The organism is Collinsella sp. AM17-1 (assembly GCF_003470665.1).
Taxonomy (GTDB): domain Bacteria; phylum Actinomycetota; class Coriobacteriia; order Coriobacteriales; family Coriobacteriaceae; genus Collinsella.
Genome location: NZ_QRJZ01000001.1, coordinates 235083 through 254998, shown reverse-complemented (window position 1 = coordinate 254998; position 19916 = coordinate 235083). Strand labels below are relative to the sequence as shown.

General features: G+C 57.8%; 17 protein-coding genes. 7 read left to right on the top strand and 10 right to left on the bottom strand.

Annotation, left to right across the window (positions count from 1 at the left end; translation table 11 throughout):
* Positions 1-26 precede the first annotated feature (26 nt).
* The 4 genes from DW195_RS01050 to DW195_RS01035 all read right to left on the bottom strand — a co-directional run bounded on the left by DW195_RS01050 (position 27) and on the right by DW195_RS01035 (position 5292).
* Entirely contained in the window at positions 27-2219 is a 2193-nt protein-coding gene (locus tag DW195_RS01050; RefSeq protein ID WP_118205439.1) for an ATP-binding protein, read from the bottom strand.
* A complete protein-coding gene (locus DW195_RS01045; protein ID WP_117635835.1) occupies positions 2216-3085 on the bottom strand; it encodes an ABC transporter substrate-binding protein in 870 nt (289 codons plus the stop codon). The genes DW195_RS01050 and DW195_RS01045 overlap by 4 nt, the downstream gene beginning before the upstream one ends.
* A 142-nt stretch (positions 3086-3227) precedes the next feature.
* Positions 3228-4442, bottom strand: coding sequence for a MalY/PatB family protein (locus tag DW195_RS01040; RefSeq protein WP_117635836.1), 1215 nt, complete (start codon positions 4440-4442; stop codon positions 3228-3230).
* A 112-nt stretch (positions 4443-4554) separates the two neighbouring features.
* On the bottom strand, positions 4555-5292 hold the full coding sequence (locus DW195_RS01035; protein WP_233503087.1) for a tRNA (N6-threonylcarbamoyladenosine(37)-N6)-methyltransferase TrmO: 738 nt from the start codon (positions 5290-5292) through the stop codon (positions 4555-4557).
* A 140-nt stretch (positions 5293-5432) separates the two neighbouring features.
* Between DW195_RS01035 and DW195_RS01030 the strand changes: the two genes are divergently transcribed.
* From DW195_RS01030 to DW195_RS01020, 3 genes are all read left to right on the top strand, one after another.
* Positions 5433-6260, top strand: coding sequence for a TipAS antibiotic-recognition domain-containing protein (locus DW195_RS01030; RefSeq protein WP_118205437.1), 828 nt, complete (start codon positions 5433-5435; stop codon positions 6258-6260).
* A 51-nt stretch (positions 6261-6311) separates the two neighbouring features.
* Positions 6312-6557 carry a glutaredoxin gene (locus DW195_RS01025; RefSeq protein ID WP_117635838.1) on the top strand — a complete coding sequence of 82 codons (246 nt, stop codon included), beginning with the start codon at positions 6312-6314 and terminating at the stop codon, positions 6555-6557.
* A 315-nt stretch (positions 6558-6872) separates the two neighbouring features.
* Positions 6873-7139 (top strand): ribbon-helix-helix protein, CopG family, encoded by a 267-nt coding sequence (locus tag DW195_RS01020; protein WP_055252530.1) that lies wholly within the window; start codon positions 6873-6875, stop codon positions 7137-7139.
* A 158-nt stretch (positions 7140-7297) separates the two neighbouring features.
* Here the strand turns inward: DW195_RS01020 and DW195_RS01015 are convergent, their stop codons facing one another.
* Positions 7298-8251 carry a tRNA-dihydrouridine synthase gene (locus DW195_RS01015; RefSeq protein ID WP_118205435.1) on the bottom strand — a complete coding sequence of 318 codons (954 nt, stop codon included), beginning with the start codon at positions 8249-8251 and terminating at the stop codon, positions 7298-7300.
* Between the two features lie 536 nt (positions 8252-8787).
* On the opposite strand from DW195_RS01015, the gene DW195_RS01005 reads away from it, so the two are divergent.
* A complete protein-coding gene (locus DW195_RS01005) occupies positions 8788-9315 on the top strand; it encodes a DUF3592 domain-containing protein (protein ID WP_118205433.1) in 528 nt (175 codons plus the stop codon).
* 63 nt (positions 9316-9378) lie between these two features.
* Complete coding sequence (locus DW195_RS01000) at positions 9379-10512, top strand: hypothetical protein (protein WP_118205431.1); 1134 nt, start codon at positions 9379-9381, stop codon at positions 10510-10512.
* A 36-nt stretch (positions 10513-10548) separates the two neighbouring features.
* Here DW195_RS01000 and DW195_RS00995 read toward each other — a convergent pair whose 3' ends face one another.
* The 5 genes from DW195_RS00995 to DW195_RS10490 all read right to left on the bottom strand — a co-directional run bounded on the left by DW195_RS00995 (position 10549) and on the right by DW195_RS10490 (position 17976).
* Positions 10549-13803 carry an ABC transporter ATP-binding protein/permease gene (locus tag DW195_RS00995; protein WP_118205429.1) on the bottom strand — a complete coding sequence of 1085 codons (3255 nt, stop codon included), beginning with the start codon at positions 13801-13803 and terminating at the stop codon, positions 10549-10551.
* Positions 13804-14024: 221 nt separating this feature from the next.
* Positions 14025-15716, bottom strand: a complete 1692-nt coding sequence (locus DW195_RS00990; RefSeq protein ID WP_117743321.1) for an FAD-dependent oxidoreductase — start codon at positions 15714-15716, stop codon at positions 14025-14027.
* A 226-nt stretch (positions 15717-15942) separates the two neighbouring features.
* Positions 15943-16905 (bottom strand): TlpA disulfide reductase family protein, encoded by a 963-nt coding sequence (locus DW195_RS00985; RefSeq protein ID WP_118205427.1) that lies wholly within the window; start codon positions 16903-16905, stop codon positions 15943-15945.
* A 29-nt stretch (positions 16906-16934) separates the two neighbouring features.
* A complete protein-coding gene (locus DW195_RS00980; RefSeq protein ID WP_118205425.1) occupies positions 16935-17837 on the bottom strand; it encodes a 4Fe-4S binding protein in 903 nt (300 codons plus the stop codon).
* The gene (locus DW195_RS10490; protein WP_035136962.1) at positions 17830-17976 is read right to left on the bottom strand and encodes a CD1871A family CXXC motif-containing protein; all 147 of its coding nucleotides are present in this window, start codon (positions 17974-17976) and stop codon (positions 17830-17832) included. The genes DW195_RS00980 and DW195_RS10490 overlap by 8 nt, the downstream gene beginning before the upstream one ends.
* A gap of 90 nt (positions 17977-18066) precedes the next feature.
* Here DW195_RS10490 and DW195_RS00970 point away from each other — a divergent pair, with 90 nt between their 5' ends.
* Entirely contained in the window at positions 18067-18741 is a 675-nt protein-coding gene (locus DW195_RS00970; RefSeq protein ID WP_195246183.1) for a response regulator transcription factor, read from the top strand.
* Positions 18738-19889, top strand: a complete 1152-nt coding sequence (locus DW195_RS00965; RefSeq protein ID WP_118205421.1) for a cell wall metabolism sensor histidine kinase WalK — start codon at positions 18738-18740, stop codon at positions 19887-19889. The genes DW195_RS00970 and DW195_RS00965 overlap by 4 nt, the downstream gene beginning before the upstream one ends.
* Positions 19890-19916: the final 27 nt, after the last annotated feature.

Here is a 19916-nt window from a genome sequence, read left to right as displayed (position 1 = left end):
ACCAGTATTGGAACCGAGCTATTTGTTTATGAAGCGTCGGCAGCTATGTGCGCAAGCGCCTCAACGAGATCCTGAGAACTCACGGGTTTGCTCAGATGCGCGTTCATGCCCGCCTCGCGCGAAAGCCTACGGTCGTCGGCAAAGGCATTGGCGCTCACGGCGATAATCGGCGTGGTCGCGGCGTCCTCGCGATCGAGCGCTCGAATCTGACGCGTGGCCTCAAGGCCATCGATGCCGGGCATCATGATGTCCATCAATACCACGTCGTACTCGTGCAGCGCACTCGCGGCAAACGTCTCGACGGCAGACTCGCCATCTTTGACATGTGTCACGACGGCACCGGCGCGGTCGAGCGTAAACTGTGCGATCTCGGCATTCAGGTCGTTATCCTCTACGAGCAAAACGCGCAGGCCCTGGAGCACGTCGCTGTCGCCTGCATCCACGCGAACTGCCTGGGGAATCTCGGAACTCTTGCACTTCTCAAACGGCAGGCAAATGGTAAACGTCGTCCCCTGCCCCAAGGCGCTCGTAAAGCTCATGGTTCCGCCCATAAGCTCGACCAACTGTTTGGCAATAGACGCGCCCAGGCCAGTTCCCGATGAAGCGCCTTCCACCTGTTGTTCCTCGCGGCTGAACGGCTCGTAGAGGTGCTGTTGAAACTCCTCGCTCATGCCAATGCCGTTATCGGCGATCGTGTATTCATAGACGGGGACACCGTCCACCGGCTCCACCTCGCGGCATGTCAGGCGAACATAGCCGCCCTGGCGGTTGTACTTGACGGCATTACCGGCAATATTGAGCAACAGGCGCTTGAGGTGCGTCACGCTCACCCGGGCATAGGGATGATCAAGAGTCCGTTGGTCGCAGATAATTGTCACCAGGCGCTCCTCGGCCTGGCGCTCCAGGATATCGCACACCTCACGGTTGAGGGCCACCATATCTGTAGGCACGAGATTCAGGTCGACCTGCCCGCTCTCCAAGCGGCTCATATCGAGTGCCTCGTTCGCAAGGTCGAGCAACAGTCCCGACGCCGTCCAGATCTTTGAGCGGCACTCAGTCTGCTTTTGCAAGTCGTCCGCGTTGGCATTGCCCACCTCGACCATACCGCGAATGCCGTTGATGGGCGTGCGCAGGTCGTGACTCATGCGACGCAGGAACTCCGTCTTTGCAGAGTTGGCAGACGAAGCTTCGCGCGCCGCTTTTGCCAGTTTGTCGCCATAGTCGCGCTCCTGCAGCAACAGGTCGGCAAAGCGTTGGCTCTCGGCGCGGCGGCGCACCAACACAACAGTGGCTATAACACCGCCGTAGAGTGCCAACACGCTGGCAACAACAGCGGCAACAACCTCAAAGTAACGCTGCGCGGGAGCATAGGTGTACACGTAAAAATCGCGCGCTTTACCAAATGTGCCCAGATACCACTCACCGCTGTCGTTAACCAATCTGACCTTACCAGCCAGGCAACGCTCCTTAATGCCGTTGACAACGATGGCATCCGTCGCAGGCAAATCGAACACGCCTGACACGGCGGGCTCAACAGCGTTGGTCGCAACGACCTTACCGTCGTTTTCGATCACGATATTGCCGCTATCGATGGTCTCATAACCATCGAGCAAGCTCTGCAACTTGAGCGTATTGCTCGCGACCGCCTTGGCGCTCTGGTGCCTCACCGCGACAACGATGCCCTCACCGTCCCGCCGGGCCACGCAGCCAATGTCTGCGACCGAATCGTCCGCAAGCGTAATGCGAGCGGTATAGGACTTAAGCGGATGGGCTGCCACCTCCAGCACAGGCGCCTCTTTGAGATTCGCGGCGAGCGACTCGTAGCCCACGTCATCCTTCGAGGACTCGGACACCAAGTTGCCCGATGCATCCGTTACGATCAGCGCTGTCACATTAAACTGGTCAGCATATTGCTCCAACGTAGCGTTATCCACCGAGCCGTCGCGCTCCATATCGCGCGCCGCCTCTCCGGCGATCTCCATAACGCGAATCAGGTTTTTGGTCGCATAGGCGCTGTTGAACGCATCGTAGGAAAGGCTCTGTGTCGCCACGTAATCGACAACGTCGGCAAAGCGCTGCTCGGCCTGAGCTGTCGTGTAGGCGTAGCTCGTCACGCCGGCAACAATCGAGAGCGCTATCCCCAACAGGACGACGATGAGCCATTCCCGTGCCGAACGATCGCCCCGCTCCTGAGCGGTGTGGTCGGACGCATCAATCATGACAGGCCCTCCACATTCAAAAAGGGCGAAGGGTCATCAAAATACTTTGACACCAGGCGCTCCATGGTGCCATCGGCAAGCATTTCTTGGTAGGCATGGGTGAGCTTAACGTCGATGCCGCGTGTGTCGTTGATATCGAAAGCGGTGCCCAAACCAACCTCTAGCAGCGGCTCAGACAAAATGCGATACGTCACGCCATAGTCTTTTTCGTAGGTGAGCAGCGAGGACTCATGCGCGGCGATGGCGTCGACTAGGCCCTCGACAAGCGCCGGGTTCAGGTACGAGCGGTCCGAAAAGCTGTAGAGCTCCTTAATCTGCGGAACGTTTTCATTGGTGTGATTGAGCAGAATCGATTCGGGCTTGGTGGTGGACTGGACCGCCACGACCCTACCCTCAAGATCGGCAAGCGTGTAGATATCGCTTTCGGGATCGACAGCAACCACCTGTCGGCTCGCAAGGTACGGCCCCGCCCAGCGATACTCGCCTTCGCGGCCCGTCATACTAAAGCTGCCCATGACGCAATCGAGCTCGCCGCTCGCCAGCAGCTCTTTCTTCTTTTCCCAGTCGATCAGCTGGTACTTTGGCTTGTAGCCAATGCGGCCCAAAGCCTCGGTCAAAATATCGACATCCAGGCCAACAATATCGCCGTACTCGTTGCTATACACAAACGGTGGATAGAGGTCGCTGCCAACGTTGAGCGTCTTAAGGTTGTCGTCTTTGACCTGCGAGGCGGCTGCGCCTTCTGATGCAGACGCCGCGGCCCCATCATTCAACCCGGAACAGCCAGCTATCGCCACGACAAAGGCGCCCACCACTGCAAGCGCAACAAACAACGATATGGCGGCCGAGCGACGAGGTCTTTTCATCGAGCTCCAGACGATCCTGTTTACAGACTCAAGAGCAAAGATATTAGCAGACAAAACCGCGCTTGCGCTCAATGGTTACAGATGCTTTACCATACGGGGCCTTCCAGCCAATCTGGCAGACAGCCCCGCATGCAGCACTCACTTACCGTGCATTAAAAACGTAGCGGTCCAAGCGGTCGCACGCCTCCCTTACACGCGAAAGCGGCAGCGCCAGATTCACGCGAATGTGGCAAGGTCCATGGAATGGACGGCCGTCCTGATAGCCCACGCCCACACGCGCCCCCTCGTCGAGCAGCCACTGAATATCGTGCCCATGCACGCAGCACCACTCCGTGCAGTCCAGGAACACCATATAGGTGCCCTGCGGGCGCGAATAGGACACGCCCTCAAAATGCTCGTCCACGTAATCGCAGAAGTAGTCAATGTTGCCCTCGATAACCTCGTTGAGCTCATCGAGCCACTCGTAGCCCTGCGGCTGGTAGGCGCCGATAAGCGCATGCATCGAAAGGACATTCATCTCGTTGTAGTGGGTCTTATTGGACACGGCGCACACGCGGTCGCGCAGCGTCTCGTTATAGATGATGTGGTAGCTGCCGACCAGGCCCGCCAGGTTAAACGTCTTGCTGGGCGCATAGAGGGCGACCGTGCGCATGCGGGCATCCTCGCTCACCGACTGCGTCGGGATATGCTTGTGACCGGGCAAGATGATGTCGGACCAAATCTCGTCCGAAATCACCACGCAATCGTGCCGGCGATAGATGTCCATGGCGCGCTCGATCTCGTCGCGCTCCCATACGCGGCCACAAGGATTGTGCGGCGAGCAGAACACCGCGGCGTGGATGTGGTTTTGGGTGAGCTTGCGTTCCATGTCCTCAAAGTCCATGCGCCACACGCCCTGGTCGTCGAGCTTAAGCGGGCTGTGGACAATGCGATAGCCCGCGGCTTCGATGGACTTGGTAAAGCCGATGTAGGTAGGGCTGTGGACCAGCACCGCATCGCCCGGCTGGACATACGCCCGCAGGGTCGACACGACACCGCCCAGCACGCCGTTTTCGTAGCCGATATGCTCCGGGAGCAGACCCTCGACGCCATTACGTCGGCTCTGCCATTCGATGATGCGGTCGAAGTACTCGTCGCGCGGATCGAAATAGCCAAACATGGGATGCTGGGCGCGCTGAATGATGTGCTCCTGGACCGTGGGCACCGTGGCAAAATTCATGTCCGCCACCCACATGGGGATGCGGTCGAAGCCCTCGTCGGGCGCGTTCGGAGCCATGCCAGGGATCTCGCCCCAGGAGTCAACGGCGATGGCGTCCATGCCGTGGCGGTCGATAAGCGAAGTAAAGTCGTATTTCATGCTGAGCTCCCGTGCAAAGCGGATTGTTTTGATAGGCGTTATTGTCCACCAGCGTGGGCGATTTTGGCACGGGGTTTGGCGTTGAATTTGGCGAGCGCCATCGAATGGCTGGCTAGTCCCGCGCGTCGTTGACGGCGGTTACCGTCAACTTGGATCCGTCAACCGTAAAGGATATGTCGAGCCCAGCGTAAGCCAAGTGGTAAATGCGGTTTGGCTCGTGCTTGCTACCCGCGCGGCGCGGATCTTGGCGAAGGACCTCGACCAACCCGGGGAGCTTCGTGGGCGGGACCATCTCCTGCAGCGCTTGCGGGAAGTCAACGTCGAGCTCTTGCCACGGCGCATCCTCAATCCAGCCGCCGGTCGCATCCGAGTGGCAGTCCGCAAACGGAATGTAGGGCTTAATGTCGTAGATGGGCGTGCCGTCACGCAGATCGGCCCCTAGCACATGAATGATGGGGCCATCGTCGGTAAGCCCGACATGATCGAGTTTGACGCAGGTAAGCCCAATGGGATTAGGTCGAAACGGGCTGCGCGTGGCAAATACGCCCACGCGCTCGGCTCCACCCAAGCGCGGCGGACGCACGGTCTTCGACCACTTGGCGTTGGTGCCGGACCTATCCTGTGTCTTGGCATCGGCGGCGATGTCTTCGGCCGCGCCGCCGGGTGTTCCGTTTTCAAAGCGCCAGAGCAGCCACAGGTGAGAGAAGGAGTCCAGACCCTCAACTGCCGCGCTGGAGGCAAATTCCGGCTCAAAGACGATGCGTCCCTCAAGATGGGGCGCCAAAAAGCTGTTGCGCGGGATGCCGAACTTTTGCGGCAGGTCGGTATGTATGTGTGCAATAGGTTTCATGCCGGTCATTGTACGGCATGAGGGCATGCGCGATGCGCGTAATCCCTCACCGCGACCGCCCCTTTTGCAACCAACGGTTGCTTGGAAGGGCGTCGGCCGCCGCGTATGCTTAAGCCAACAAGCAGCAGAAAGGAGCCGTTATGGCCTTTGCAGAAAAACTCATCGCCGTCCGTCGCGCCAACAACCTTACCCAAGAGCAGCTTGCCGCCAAGCTCTATGTCACGCGCCAAGCCGTCAGCCGCTGGGAGCGCGGCGAAGTCACCCCGGGCATCGACATGATGAAGCTCATTGCCGCCGTAACCGGAGAACCGCTGTCCCACCTGCTCGAAATGCCCGAGCACTATTGCCAGAGCTGCGGCATGGTGCTCACACCCGACGACTGCGGCACCGATGCTGCGGGCACCGCGACCGATCATTACTGCAAGTGGTGCTACGACCACGGCAAGTACACCTACGACACTACGATGGAGGCAATGATCGAGGATTGTGCCCCGCGCCTGGCACAAAACACCGGTATGTCGCTCGACGAAGCTGTCTCGCTCATGGGCGCCGTGCTGCCGCAACTGGAACGCTGGCGCGCCGTGCAAGAAAACGAGGAGCGCTACGGCGCCGAAGCGCGGGCGCGCTATGGCGATGAGGCTATCGATGCAGCAAACGAAACGTTACTGGATATGGATCCTCAGACATGGAACGACATGAAGGAACTTGAACGCGCTATTCTGGGCCAGCTCTCGATTGCCATGAGCGACGGCGAACCGGATGGAAGCGAGGCTCGCAAGCTTGTCGCGATGCATCGTCGCTGGATTGCTCTCAACTGGGGATGCGAGCCCCAGAACGAAGCGTACTTGGGCCTCGCCCACGGCTATCTTGCCGACCAGCGCTTTGTTGACTACTACGACAAGCCCTGCGGCACCGGCGCCACGGCGTTTCTGGTACAGGCAATCGAGTCGTCGTTGACGCGTGCATAGACCGCGGCGGCTTTGGGTATTTCAATCGAAACCTCAACCGATTGGAGACCTATGGCTACTGATCACGAGCTCGCGCTCTACGTTATGACCGGCTGCCCGTATTGCATAAAGGTCAAGCGTTTCCTGGCCGATAACGGCGTGACCATCCCCGAGCGTAATATCTCGACCGATTCCGATGCCGAGCAGACGCTCATCGCCGTCGGCGGAAAGCGCCAAGTTCCCTGCCTGTTCATTGACGGCACGCCACTCTACGAGTCGGGCGACATCATCGCGTGGATACAGAAGAACCTGCTCTAGCGTTCTATTGCGGTCGGCCGGCCCCAACGCACAAACCCATACGGCACAAACATGTACGTCAGCATCCAAAGTCGATATTTTTCGACATCTTTGGATGCTGACGTACAGCTATTTGTGGGCAGTCGTTGGGGACGTTCTTAAATGACTAGTTACTTGTATTTTTGTCTACAAAATTGTATACAAAAAGAGAAGCCGCCTCATGGAGCTCATCGCTCGATGTTGCCCCGATCGGGATGGTTACATCATTTACCACGCCCTTGTCCCTCCTACGCGCAAGGTGCTCAGGGAAATCGGAATCGATCGATAGGAGGCGCTATGGACGCTAAACAGCTCGAAAAGATGATGGGGTTTGCTCCCGGTGAGCTAGAAAAAGCCGCAGCGGCATACGAAAAAGATGAGTGGCCGAAGGGCCACACCGTCAAGTTGGGAAGGCCGCCGATTTCCGATGAACCAAGCGTTGTTTTATCGGCACGTGTGGGCGAATCGGTTCTTGAAGCATTTGACGCAAAGGCAAAGCGCCATGGGCAAACGCGCACGGAGCGACTCAGGGAACTCATTACACTCGATGCAATGATTGCCTAGTCCCCTGCCGAACCAAACATGTACGTCAGCATCCAAAAACGATATTTTTCGACATCCTTGGATGCTGACGTACAGCTTTTTGCATGGGCCCAGCACAGGTAGTCATTGGGGACGTTCTTAAATGACTAGTCGTTAAAGAACGTCCCCAACGACTACATTTAGCCGCAAAAGCGGGCAACGGGTGCAAGCGGCTGCTCGCGAAAGACGCGCTCGACAGCGGCGCGGTATTCGTCGACCTTTTTAGTCTTGCGTACGAGTTTGTGAACGGTCGCGGGATCGGCGAAGGCGCATTTGGCGTAGAACCACCACTCCTTCATGCGAAAGACCGCGTTGCCGCCAATCTCTTCCGCATAGGCCGCAAACAGCATGTCGTGGAAACGCTGCAGTTCAGCCGCCGTGGCAGCAGGACCGCCCTTAACCATGCGAGCCAGAGCGGGGTTCGCGAGCAGACCACGCCCCAGCATCACATGGCGTGTCCCGGGATAGGCCTCCACCAGCGCATCCATATCCTCAAGATCAAAAATGTCACCGTTGTAGGCGACCGGAAACGACGCACGCTCCAGCGTCTCGCCATAGAACTCCTTGCGCGGCGAGCCCGTATAGCGGTCCTTTTGTACGCGCGGATGCACGATCAGTTCTGCCAGCGGCACGTGACAGTACAGGTCGAGCACGCGCCCGTATTCGTCGTCGCTCTCCAGCCCCAGCCTGGTTTTTACCGACACCGGCAACGGCGAGCGTTCGCACACATCGCTCAAGAACACCTCGAGCTCGTCCAAGTTACGCAAAAAGCCCGATCCCTTGCCCTTGGCGACAACCGTACCCGAGGGGCAGCCAAGGTTGAGATTGACCTCGCGGTAGCCCATGTCGGCGAGCACTTGCGCCGCCCACACAAACTCGTCCGCGTTCTTTGACATCAGCTGAGGCACCACGTTAAGCCCCTGGTTATTGGCAGGGTCGACCTCTTTAAACGCCTTGCCGCCGAAGCGGTTGCCTACCCGCGGCGGCGGCAAAAACGGCGTGTAATAACAATCGAGCGCACCGAAGCACTCCGCATGCACGCGACGGAACACATGCCCGGTAATCCCCTCCATGGGGGCCAGCGATATATACATCAACATCCATTCTCAAATCAATGTGACAAAGGGACTGTCCCTTTGTCACATCCCATTCAAGCGGTTCAGGAACTCTTCGCAGGCGCGAGAACGCAGGCGATATTTTTTCCACACCAGATACGATGCAACGGTGAAGGGGCAAAAGGACAGTCCCTTTGCCCCAAGTGCCGGCTACCGAACGCAAGCTAGTTGCCGTTCGCGAACACCGCCCATATTTCGAGGTCTAATACTTTTCCCGAGAAGTGAACGGCTGTATTTGGACCCCCGAAGCATTGACATTTTTAGGCGTCAAAACCGCAGGATTTGACTGGCAAAACCGCAGGAAATTGCACACCAAAAGTGTCGATGCTTCGGGAGTCCGTTTTCACTCGTTCACTTCTCGGGAAAAGTATTGGACCTCGATTCCGCAGTCCCCGATGTGACAAAGGGACAGTCCATTTGTCACATTCAGAATTGACCCCCCCGCAATAGCTCATCGATGGCGGGATTCTCTATACTGGGTCACATATGACGGTATCGCGCCAAAGGAGAACGCCGTGACCACGTCGCAGATATCCCTGCTCGCGCTCATCTTGGTTGGGGGCATCGGCATCCTGCTTATCGGAGTGAGCGCGCTCATGAAAGCCGCCGCTCGCAAGAAAGTCAAGGCCTGTACCGCCGTGACCATGGGAACGGTCATCGACCATCGCTTTATGGGCGAAGGCAGGATGTATCCCGTTTTGGAATACGCCGTCGACGGCACGCAATACCGCGCGAAAAAACAATTCCGTGGCATAAAGACCAAAAGCTTGTCGGGACTCCCCATCCGCACGCAAGCCACCGCCTACGAAGACGCCAAGGGCTGGCTGCACGTGCAGACAGGCCCCATCGCCCGCCTAGGCACCCTCGCGGAGCAGCTTTGGCCCCTCGGTAGCCAAATGACCGTGTACTACAACCCCAGCAACCCAGACAAAAGCTATGTCGAACGCCCCGTCGTGGGCAACTTTGCCACACTGATGTTTAACATCGCAGGCTTCTTGCTCATCGCGATGAGCATCTTGCTCTATGTTCTTATCCAGCGCTAGCTCAAACTGATGCGCCCCGCGCCCCATGCGCCGCAACGACCGTTACGACACCAAGGATCAGCCATGGCAACACTTTCCGAACAAGAACGCAAGCGTATCCAGCGATACTGCATCTGTCCCAAGGTTGCCGGCGCGGCGCTTGCCATGGCGTTTGTGCTGCCTTTTTTGATCATTCCCTTCGAAATGATTGACGACATCGTCTTCCATCACGAAGGCTTCCAGGAGACGGGCATGATGACCGCCTTGGCGCTCACCGCCGTCGAGCTCGCCATCTTCTGCTACTGCGCGCTCGCGCCGCGCTTTGGCATGCGCGGCAAGCAGTGGAAAGAAATGCAGCACCGACTCGTCGTCGAGCAGGCTGAGAAAGACCGCTCGGCACAAATCGCAGGTGTTATCGGTACGCAGGCCGCCGCGCGCCTGCTCAAGAACAGCGACAACGAGACCGCACGCAACCTGGGCGGCGCGGCAGAAGTCGCCGCTGCCGTAGGCGCCGTCGCCACCGCGGCAGACGTGCTTGCCGAAAGCTTTGCCAACGCAAAGGCCATGGCAGAGGCCTGTGGCGTGCCTATCCCCCGTGCAAAAAAGTGGATCGTCGCGCTTGTGGCACTGCCCCTCGCAATCGTGTGCGGTGCCTATATCCCGCAGCTGGCGCAGGGAAACATCGAGATGCAACAGAACGCCGCGGCCGCGGCCGAGCAGATCGCCATCGCCCGCAAGACGCTAGAACCCGCATGCGAGTACGTGTCCGCCGATGACCCTTACGAGCGATATCAAGATTACGGCTATCACGTCCGCGGCTACCTTCACGACGGCGACTCCGATACCCAGAAGACCTATACGTACCTGGATTTCGACAACAAGGGAACGCTCAAGGAAGTGAGTTACATAGCAGAGATCGACCCCGACGCGAGCCTTGAGGACAACCTCGCCCGCATCGAGCTCGACTTGGACGAACTTTCCTCTGCCGTTCAAACCGTTGACGTCAAGACGGTGAGCCCCGAGCTCTTGGCACCGCAGAAACTCCCCGAAGAGTTTAGGCAGACATTTTTGAACGGCTCACTCTACGAGAGAATCTCTATCAGGACGAGTGACGACCTCATCAAAACGTATTACTCGTTTGATACGGATCCCGAGGACGAGTTTGACGAGTACACCCATCCAAGCATCCGTATCACGTTGGTGGGCAAAACGAGCTAGGCGCAAATGTGACAAAGGGGCAGTCCCTTTGTCACATTATTCGGAGCGTAGGGCTTCCACAGGGTCTTTCTTGGATGCGCTGCGAGCCGGCAGCAGGCCGGCAACGACCGTCAGCAGCACCGAAATTACAATGAGCATCAGCGCGTCTTGAACGGGCAGGCTCATCAGGTTGGGCACCTGCTTGGCCGCAAGCGCCCAGGCATTAACCGGAAAGCTCACGGCCACCACGACGACAATGGCAAAGACGCCGGCAATGAGGCCTTCGATAAAGGTCTCGGCATTAAATACGTTGGCCACGTTGCGCTTCGACGCGCCGATCGCGCGTAGGATGCCGATCTCCTTCTTGCGCTCCAGTACGCTGATGTAGGTGATGATGCCGATCATGATGGAGCTCACCACCAGACTGATGCTCACGAATGCGATGAGCACCAAGCTGATGGTGTTCACGATGTCGGTCACCGAGCCCATGATGATGCCCATGTAGTCGGTGTACGAGATGGCCTGTTCGTCGTGGCCGGCGGCTTTGACCTGCTTGTTGTACGCATCGATGTGATCAAGCACGCGCTCCTTGGCCTCAAAGTCGCGCGGGAAAATCTTGACCGAAATGGGGTCCGCCTCGTCCGCATAGCCCAACGTGGTCAGATTGTTGTCGTAGGTGAGCTTCGACGCCTTGGCATAGCTCATCATGAGCGAACTCAGGTCCTCAGCGTCCATGTTAAAGTGGATAGCGCGAGCAAAGGCGTTCGCATCCACGCGCATGGCGCTCGCCAAGTTGGCAAAACTCGAAGACATCTGCGTCGCCATTTGGTCCATGAGCCCTGCCGCACCCGCCTTGAGCTGGGTTGATACCGTCGTCGCAATCTGCTCGCTGACCGCCTTCATCACCTGATCCATAGACTGCTGCAAATACGGAGCCAGCTGCTTTTGCACATAGTCGCCCATCACCTGCTGCAGACGCTCGGCCAGGGCATCGCCGCCGAGCGCCCTGAGCTGAGCCAGGTATTGCTGGGCTGCGACATCATTCTCAAGGTACGCTGAGAATGCGGCAGCGAGCTTTGACGCGTCCTTAAGATCTTCGGGCGACAGCGCCTTAAACTGATCAGAGCGCATAAAGCCCTCAAACAGCTGGTTGGCAAGCGCTCCCGCCTGCTGCATTTGCTCGGGCGTGAGCTCCAGGCCGTCAAAGATGCCCGAGAAATCTGGGGCCGGCGCTTTGGCCATGATGTCGCTGAAGTCAACGCCCTTCCCAACGCCCGAAAGGTCAATGTCCAGCCCGGACAAGTCGATACCAGAAAGGTCCACACCGCTGGCCGCGCCCGAAAGCGCAGATGCATCGAACGAGAACGCGCTCTTGAGCTCCGCCTCGTCCACGTTGAACATGCTGCCCAGATCAACGCCTTGTTTGGCCTCGCCTTGCAACTCGTCAAAGGTTTTGCCCGTAAACACATCTGTCTCGGGGTGGGCAAGCTGCTCTTGCACAATCTGCGAATTGGCAGCGCGCTTCATAAGCTGGCGAGTCAGCGCATGCGTATAGGCAATGCCCGGGGACAATGCGCTCGCGTTTGCCGCCTCGTTGGGTCGCACCACGCCCACAATGCGCACGTCAATACCGTCGGCAACCTTGGCTTTCATAAAGTCGGCGTCGCCAGACATGTCAGTCCACATGCCGGTCTCTTCGTTTTTGCGATAGGCATCGGCCGGCGACAACACCTTAAACGTCGTGGACAGCGCATCGTCGTAGGTAAAGTCAGCGCCGGTCTCGGGCGTCCCGACCTTGCCGTCGGCCGTCATGGCGCTGTTGACCAGGTCGTTGAGCTCATCGATATCCAGCGCACCGATGCTATAGAGGGTGTAGTCGCCCACCGTGCCGCGGCTCGAAAGCACCATCACGGCCTCGTTGGCAGACGTAGGCCAATGGCCGGCAACGACATCGTACTGGCTGTCGAGCAGGCTCTGGTCGTCAATCATCTCGTTAAAGACCGAGGTCCCCATGGAATCCATGCTCACCGTTGCCGCCGAACTTGCGCCGCCGCTCATGGCCTCGGTCATGGCGTTGGGCACCAGCCGGACAGGCTTCTCATCGCCCTTGCCGGCACGATAGACAACCGGCGTCACGCCGTAGCCGTACTGAATGGCGTTGACCTCTTTATCGATGCCGTCGCCACCGGCATCGAGCCATGCCTTAAAGCTCGTCATGTCGTTTGACTTAACGCCTGCGAACATATCCTTTACGGCCGTGACCACAGGGATCTTATCGGTCCCCTGAGCCTTGCCGTCGGTGCCGTCGTCGGACGAACCCTCGTTCTTGGACGTATCGTCATCCGTGGCCCCATGCCCGCCCATCATGGACGACAGGTCGTAATCTTGTTTGGAAATCGTAAGCGGGTAGCTCGAGAGTGTGTCCTCCTCGACCTTTTTGATGTAGTCGTTTACGCCGTTGGAGAGTGCCAGGATCGCCGCAATGCCGATAATGCCAATCGAACCTGCAAAGGCCGTCATGGCCGTGCGGCCCTTCGTGGTCATGAGATTTCGGGCAGAAAGCCCAAGCGCCGTCACAAAGCTCATCGAGGTTTTGCGCGTGGGCTTGGCCTCGCGACGCGCGGCCTCGGCAGCATCAAAGGGATCTGAATCGTCGGTGACCTTGCCGCCCGCCAGGTTGACAATGCGCGTGGCGTACCTGTATGCCAACTCGGGATTGTGCGTGACCATGATGACCAGACGGTCGCGCGCAACGTCCTTGAGCAAATCCATGACCTGGACGGACGTCGTTGAGTCCAAGGCGCCGGTCGGCTCGTCAGCCAGCACAATCTCGGGGTCATTGATCAGGGCGCGGGCAATGGCCACGCGCTGCATCTGCCCGCCCGAAAGCTGGCTCGGGCGCTTGTCAACGTGCTCGCCCAGACCGACTGCCTCGAGCGCCTTGCGCGCACGTTGGCGGCGCTCGGCATGCCCCACGCCCGCGAGCGTAAGCGCCAACTCCACGTTTTCCAAAATGCTCTGATGCGGAATGAGGTTATAGCTCTGGAACACAAAGCCGATGCGATTATTGCGATAGGCATCCCAATCGCGGTCGTTGAAGTCCTTGGTCGAGATGCCGTCGATCAGCAGATCGCCCGAATCGAAATGATCGAGTCCGCCGATGACGTTGAGCATCGTAGTTTTACCCGAACCCGAGGGACCCAGAACGGCTACGAACTCGTTATCGCGAAAAGACAGGCTTACGCTGTCGAGCGCTACCTGCGTAAACGACTGCGTAACGTACCTTTTGCAAATAACTCTGAGATCCAGCATGGACGGCAACCTCTCTCGCGCGGGCGCGCTCGCCCGCTCCCCCGCCGTTCACGTTCGGCGCGTTTGTCCTACTCTATCCTCATTTTTGGCCGATACCAGTGAGGAATGTAACGAACCGCGCCAAAAAACGAACGGGACAGCACGCCGCATGGCGCACCATCCCGCATATAACATCCCCGATGCGACAAAGAGGCTGTCACTTTGTCACATTCCAATGCGCGCTACTTTTCGAGCCCGCACGGCATAACGTTAGCGCTGCCGCGGCGAGCCTCAGTCACGGCTGCAAAGAAGCGATAGCCGCCCGAGAAGTTAAAGCACTCAAAGCCATGCTGCGCCAAAATACGGCAAGCAATGTAGCTGCGAATGCCGCTCTGGCAAATCACGTAGACCGGCTTGGCCCGGTCGAGCTCGCCCAGGCGATTGCGCAGATCATCGACGGGAATGTTTACGAAACCATCGATATGCCCGCGCTCATACTCCCCTTCCGTACGAACATCGAGCAGCTGCACGCTGCCATCGCGTGGCAAGTTGGGCTCATCCTCCCAATGCCACTGCGCCAGTATGCCGCGATTGAGGTTCTCGATCATAAAGCCCGCCATATTGACGGGATCCTTCGCCGATGAATACGGCGGCGCGTATGCTAGGTCCAAATCCTTAAGCCTATCGCCGCGCATGCCTGCCTGGATGGCAGTCGCCAGAACGTCGATACGCTTGTCCACACCATCGATGCCCACGATTTGCGCACCCAGCAGGCGCAATCCCTGCTTCTCGAAGACAACCTTCATGGTCATGGGCGTTGCACCCGGATAATAACCCGCATGCGAACCGGGCGACAGGACCACGCTGTCGCAGTCAATTCCCGCCGCGTGTGCTGCCTTTTCGGATAGTCCCGTGCTTGCCGCCGTCAAGTCGAATACCTTGATAACCGATGAGCCCAACGATCCGAGGTAGCAGCTGTCCATGCCGGCTATGACATCGGCGACGACACGCCCCTGCTTGTTGGCGGGGCCGGCGAGCGAAATGACCGCGTCCTCGCCGGTCACCTGATGCGTGACCTGCACGGCATCGCCCACGGCATACACGTCGGCAGCAGAGGTCTCCATGCGGTCGTTGACCACAATAGCCCCCTTGATGCCCAGTTCGAGCCCCGCCTCTTGCGCCAGATGGCTCTCAGGTGCCACGCCAATGGCAAGCAGCACCATATCGGCTCCGATAGGGTCATCGCCCGCAACATGGGTGACAACGCGGCCATCAACTTCCTCAAAACCTGTCACATCGGCCTTGAGGCGCAGATCGATACCGTGCTCACGCACCTCGGTATGCAAAAGGGTCGCCATGTCGTAATCCAGGTTGTTCATAAGCTGGACGGGACGCTGCAGAAGGGTCACCTGGAGCCCCAGCTCACACAGATTCTCCGCCGTCTCGACGCCAATGAAGCCGCCGCCGATCACGACGGCACTGCTCGGTCGCCGCTCTCGAACATAGCTGTGAATACGCAGCGTGTCCTCAACGGTGCGTAGGCTAAAGATTTTATCCGAGTCGATGCCCGGCAACGCAGGGCGAATCGGCTTTGCACCCGGCGACAGGATGAGCTTGTCATACGTCTCGACAAATTCCTCGCCCGTCAGCATATTGCGAACCTCGACCGTATGCGAATCGGGATGGATGGCAAACACCTCGTGACTCGTCTTGACCGCAATGCGAAAGCGATCCCAAAAGCCCTTGGGAGACTGCAGCGTCAATGCGCTCTCTTCTTCTATCACGCCGCCAATGTAGTACGGAAGCCCACAGTTGGCATACGATACAAAACCCGTGCGCTCAAAGATGACAATTTGGGCCTGCTCGTCGAGTCTGCGCAAACGTGCCGCCGCCGATGCGCCGCCCGCGACGCCTCCAACGATAACCACCTTCATAGCTAACGCACCACCTTTCCCGTGTAGCCGCTTATGCCGCCGATATTCTTGACACTGCCATACCCAGAACGCTTAAGAAAACTCACAGCTTGGTTGCTTCGCGCACCGCTCAGGCAATGCACGAAAAGCTGCGTGCCCTTTCGACGTATACCCATGATGCTACCCCGAAGCAGAAAAAAGAGTCGCTGTTTCCAGCGACTCCCCTTCAGTTGTCTGTCCCACGGACTTACTGTTCGCTCTTCGCGAGTGCCTGATCGATCAGTTTGTTGAGCGCCTCGCGCTGCTCAGCGGAGTTGATGCCGCCCATGATCGGCTCTCCCACAATGTTACCGTTCTGGTCGATCACGTAGGTGGTCGGGAACGAGTACAGGTTGGAGGTGAACTTTCCGGCCTCGCTGTCCGACTTAAACCAGATGTTCTTATACGTCACGCCCTTCTTGGAAAGCACGTCCTTGGCATCGGCCACCGCGTCTTTGTTGCCATCGAGCGTAAAGGAATTAACGCCCACGACCTGGCCGCCCTTCTCGGCAAGCTCCTTGTTGAGCTTCTCCAGATCGCCCAGCTCTCCCACGCACGGCTTGCAGGTGGTAAACCAGAAGTTCATGACGGTGACCTTGTTCTTGGAGAACAGCTCGTCGCTGTTTACATCGTTGCCGTCCAAGTCCTTGCCCTTAAAGCTGGGGAACTTCGTCTCCCCGCTCTCGCCGTTGGTCATACCCGCGGTCGAGGCATCAACGCTCTCCCCCTCGCCGGGCGTGCTGCCGCATCCGGGGAACTCCTTCTCCAGCGCCATGAGCTTGTCCTCGATCTCCTTGATCTGCTGTGCACCGGCCTTGAGTGTCTTAAGCTCATCCGCCGTGAACTCATCCTTGGCGCCGTCGATGGTCTTGAGCAGAAAATCGCCGTAATTGCTGCCATCCTCAATCATTGCCGAGTCTTTATTTGCCGCATTGAATACCTTTTCCCACAGCGCGTTATCACTCGAAAAGATCTCGTTCTCCTTCTGCATGAGCTTCGCATACAGCTCAGCGGCCTCGTCGGCATTGGCCGGCTTCTGCGCAGTGAGCTCTGCGATCTTAGGATCGGAGCTCGCAGATTCGCTCGCATTGCCACCGGGCGCCGAACATGCCACAAGGCACAAGGCCAATACCGGCACCATAAACAGGGCCGCAATCTTAGAAAGCTTCATAGTCATTCCTCCGTTTTGTCGAAGCTTGTTTACTTTTTATCGGCGGTCAAGGGAAGCTTTTCCGCCGACACATCCAGGCCATAGCGATAGCTGATGGCATCGACAGGACAGGCCCCGATGCACTTTCCGCACCGGATGCATTCGGCATGATTGGGCGCGCGGACCACATCAACGTCCATCTGACAAACCTTTGAGCACTTGCCGCACGAGACGCATTTGCACGCGTCAACCTGAATCCCCAGCAGGGACACCCTATTCATGAGCGCATAGAATGCGCCGAGTGGACAAATCCATTTGCAGAAGGGGCGGTAGAACAAAACGCTCAGCGCTACCACGGCAATGAGAACGGCAAGTTTCCAAGTAAAGAGCTGCCCCAACGCAGATCGAATGCCGGCATTGGCAATGGCCAGCGGAATGGCGCCCTCGAGCACACCCTGCGGACAGATGTACTTACAAAAGAACGGGTCGCCCATGCCCACGTCGTTAACCACCAAGACGGGCAGCAGCACCACGGCAAACAGCAGCACGACGTACTTGATGTACGTGAGCGGCTTGAGCTTTTTCGTGGAGAACTTTTTGCCGGGAATCTTATGAAGCAGCTCCTGCAGCCAGCCAAACGGACACAGAAAGCCGCATACAAAGCGTCCCAGCAGCACGCCGAGCAAAATGAGCGTACCGGTAACATAGTAAGAAAAGTTGAACTTGGATGAACCTACCACCGACTGGAACGACCCGATGGGGCACGCACCCGATGCCGCGGGGCACGAATAGCAATTAAGCCCAGGTACGCAGACTGTTTTTCCCGCGCCCTGATAGATGCCGCCTTTGGCAAAGTTTGGCAGGTGAATATTGGTGACCAGCGTCGCCGCCGCCTGAATGAATCCGCGAAATCGGGCCAAAACATGCGACGCAGTGTTTTCTCTTTTATCCAATTCCGATACACTCCAAGCACAGCCTAATCGCTTTGGCCAGCACGGCATCCGCCTCGCCACGCATAACACCAAAGCACACCATGGTAATTCCGACGATCAACAAAGCGACCTGTACCACGGGTTTTACCGCTTTGAACAACACGACCACTCCTTTCGTTACGCGACCATTGGACCATATCGGCTATAAAATCCGTGTTAAGCGCGATATGGAATGTGCAAGGAGACTGTTATGCGTATTTTGATCGTCGAAGACGAGCGAGCACTGTGCGATGCAATCGCGCGCAGCTTGCGAAACTTGGCGTACAGCGTCGACTGCTGTCACGATGGGCAGGAGGCGCTCGACCTGCTGGGCGTCGAAGTCTTTGACCTCGTGGTGCTCGACCTCAATCTCCCCCGTATCGACGGCATGACCGTGCTCAGGGAACTTAGGAAAACCGACTGCGAGACCAAGGTACTGATTCTGTCCGCACGTGGCGAAGTATCCGATAAAGTCGCCGGACTCGATGCCGGCGCCAACGATTACCTTACCAAGCCGTTTCATCTGGACGAACTTGCGGCAAGGATCCGCAGCCTTACCCTCAGGCGCTTCGCACAAAGCGACATAGTATTAACCTGCGGAAAGCTCAACTTTGACACCAAGGCGCGCATCGCTTCCGTGGACAGTGAGGCTCTATCTCTTACACGCAAGGAAACGGGAATCTTGGAATACCTGATGCTTAATCAGGGGCGACCGGTAAGCCAAGAGGAGCTTATAGAGCACGTTTGGGATAGCACCGTGAACAGCTTTAGCAACGCAACCCGCGTTCACATCTCGTCGCTCCGAAAAAAGTTGCGCGGCGCTTTGGGATACGACCCGATTCGCAATCGGATTGGAGAGGGCTACGTTATGGAGGATGGAGAATGAAAGGGCTTTCGCTGCAATGGCGCATAACGATTATGACGGCACTGCTCACGTGTGCGGCATGCGTGCTGACGAACTGCCTGGTCGGCTATACGGGCATGCGCTACATGGATGCCATCGGCAGCGACATCTCGGCCTTTAACGCAACCGGCGAAGATTCGCTCCAGGCGTTCGACCCAACGAAAGCAGCCCTCGATGACAAGGTCACGATCGTCGTAAACGACGCACAGGAGTCTTTTGGCACGACAGCCTGGTACATCACGGCTGGAGTCACACTCCTTGGCGGCGCGCTGGCATACTTTGTGAGCGGCCGTGCACTCAAACCGCTACGGGCTTTTGCAGCTCAGGTTGAGCGTGTGCAACCTGACAACCTAAGCGAAATCAGACTCAATGAAGATGTGCCCACCGAGCTACAACGATGCAGCGCCTCTTTCAACGACATGATCGCTCGTCTTGGCGAAGGGTTCTCTGCACAGCGTCAGTTTACCGGCAACGCCGCACACGAGCTGCGCACCCCGCTCGCCCTTATGCAAGCACAGATTGAACTATTCATCTCCGAACACTCCGGTTTGCAACCCGAAACAGCCGAGCTGCTCGGCCTGCTACAAGAACAAACCGAGCGCATGTCTCGAATGGCCAAGGTATTGCTCGAGATGAGTGAGCTCCGCAGCGTTCCTTGCGAGGACGATGTGGAACTTGGTCCCTTGTCCGAAGAGGTCCTCACCGACCTTGCGCCACTTGCCGAAAATAAGGGCATAGCCCTCAATTGTGCTGGAGACGCTTTAGTAATCGGGAGCGACACGCTCCTCTATCGGCTGGTGTTTAACCTGGTCGAAAATGCCATCCGTTACAGCCGCCCCGGCTCGACTGTCAACGTCTCCATCTGCGACAACGACAGCCACGTGTTCCTGCGAGTCGAGGACCAGGGCCCGGGAATACCCAAGCAGTACCGAGAGAGCATCTTCCAGCCGTTCTTTCGTCTAGACAAATCCCGCAGCAGGGCATACGGCGGCGCAGGACTCGGGCTAGCGCTTGTTTGGGAAATTGCAGCGCTTCACGGTGGCACGGTAGAGGTCGAAACAAGTTCCGAGAACGGGACCACCATGCTCGTAAGCCTTCCAAAACAATCCGTAGCGTTAACCGAACAGTAAAACGAAAGGGGTCCCGCACACGCTTGC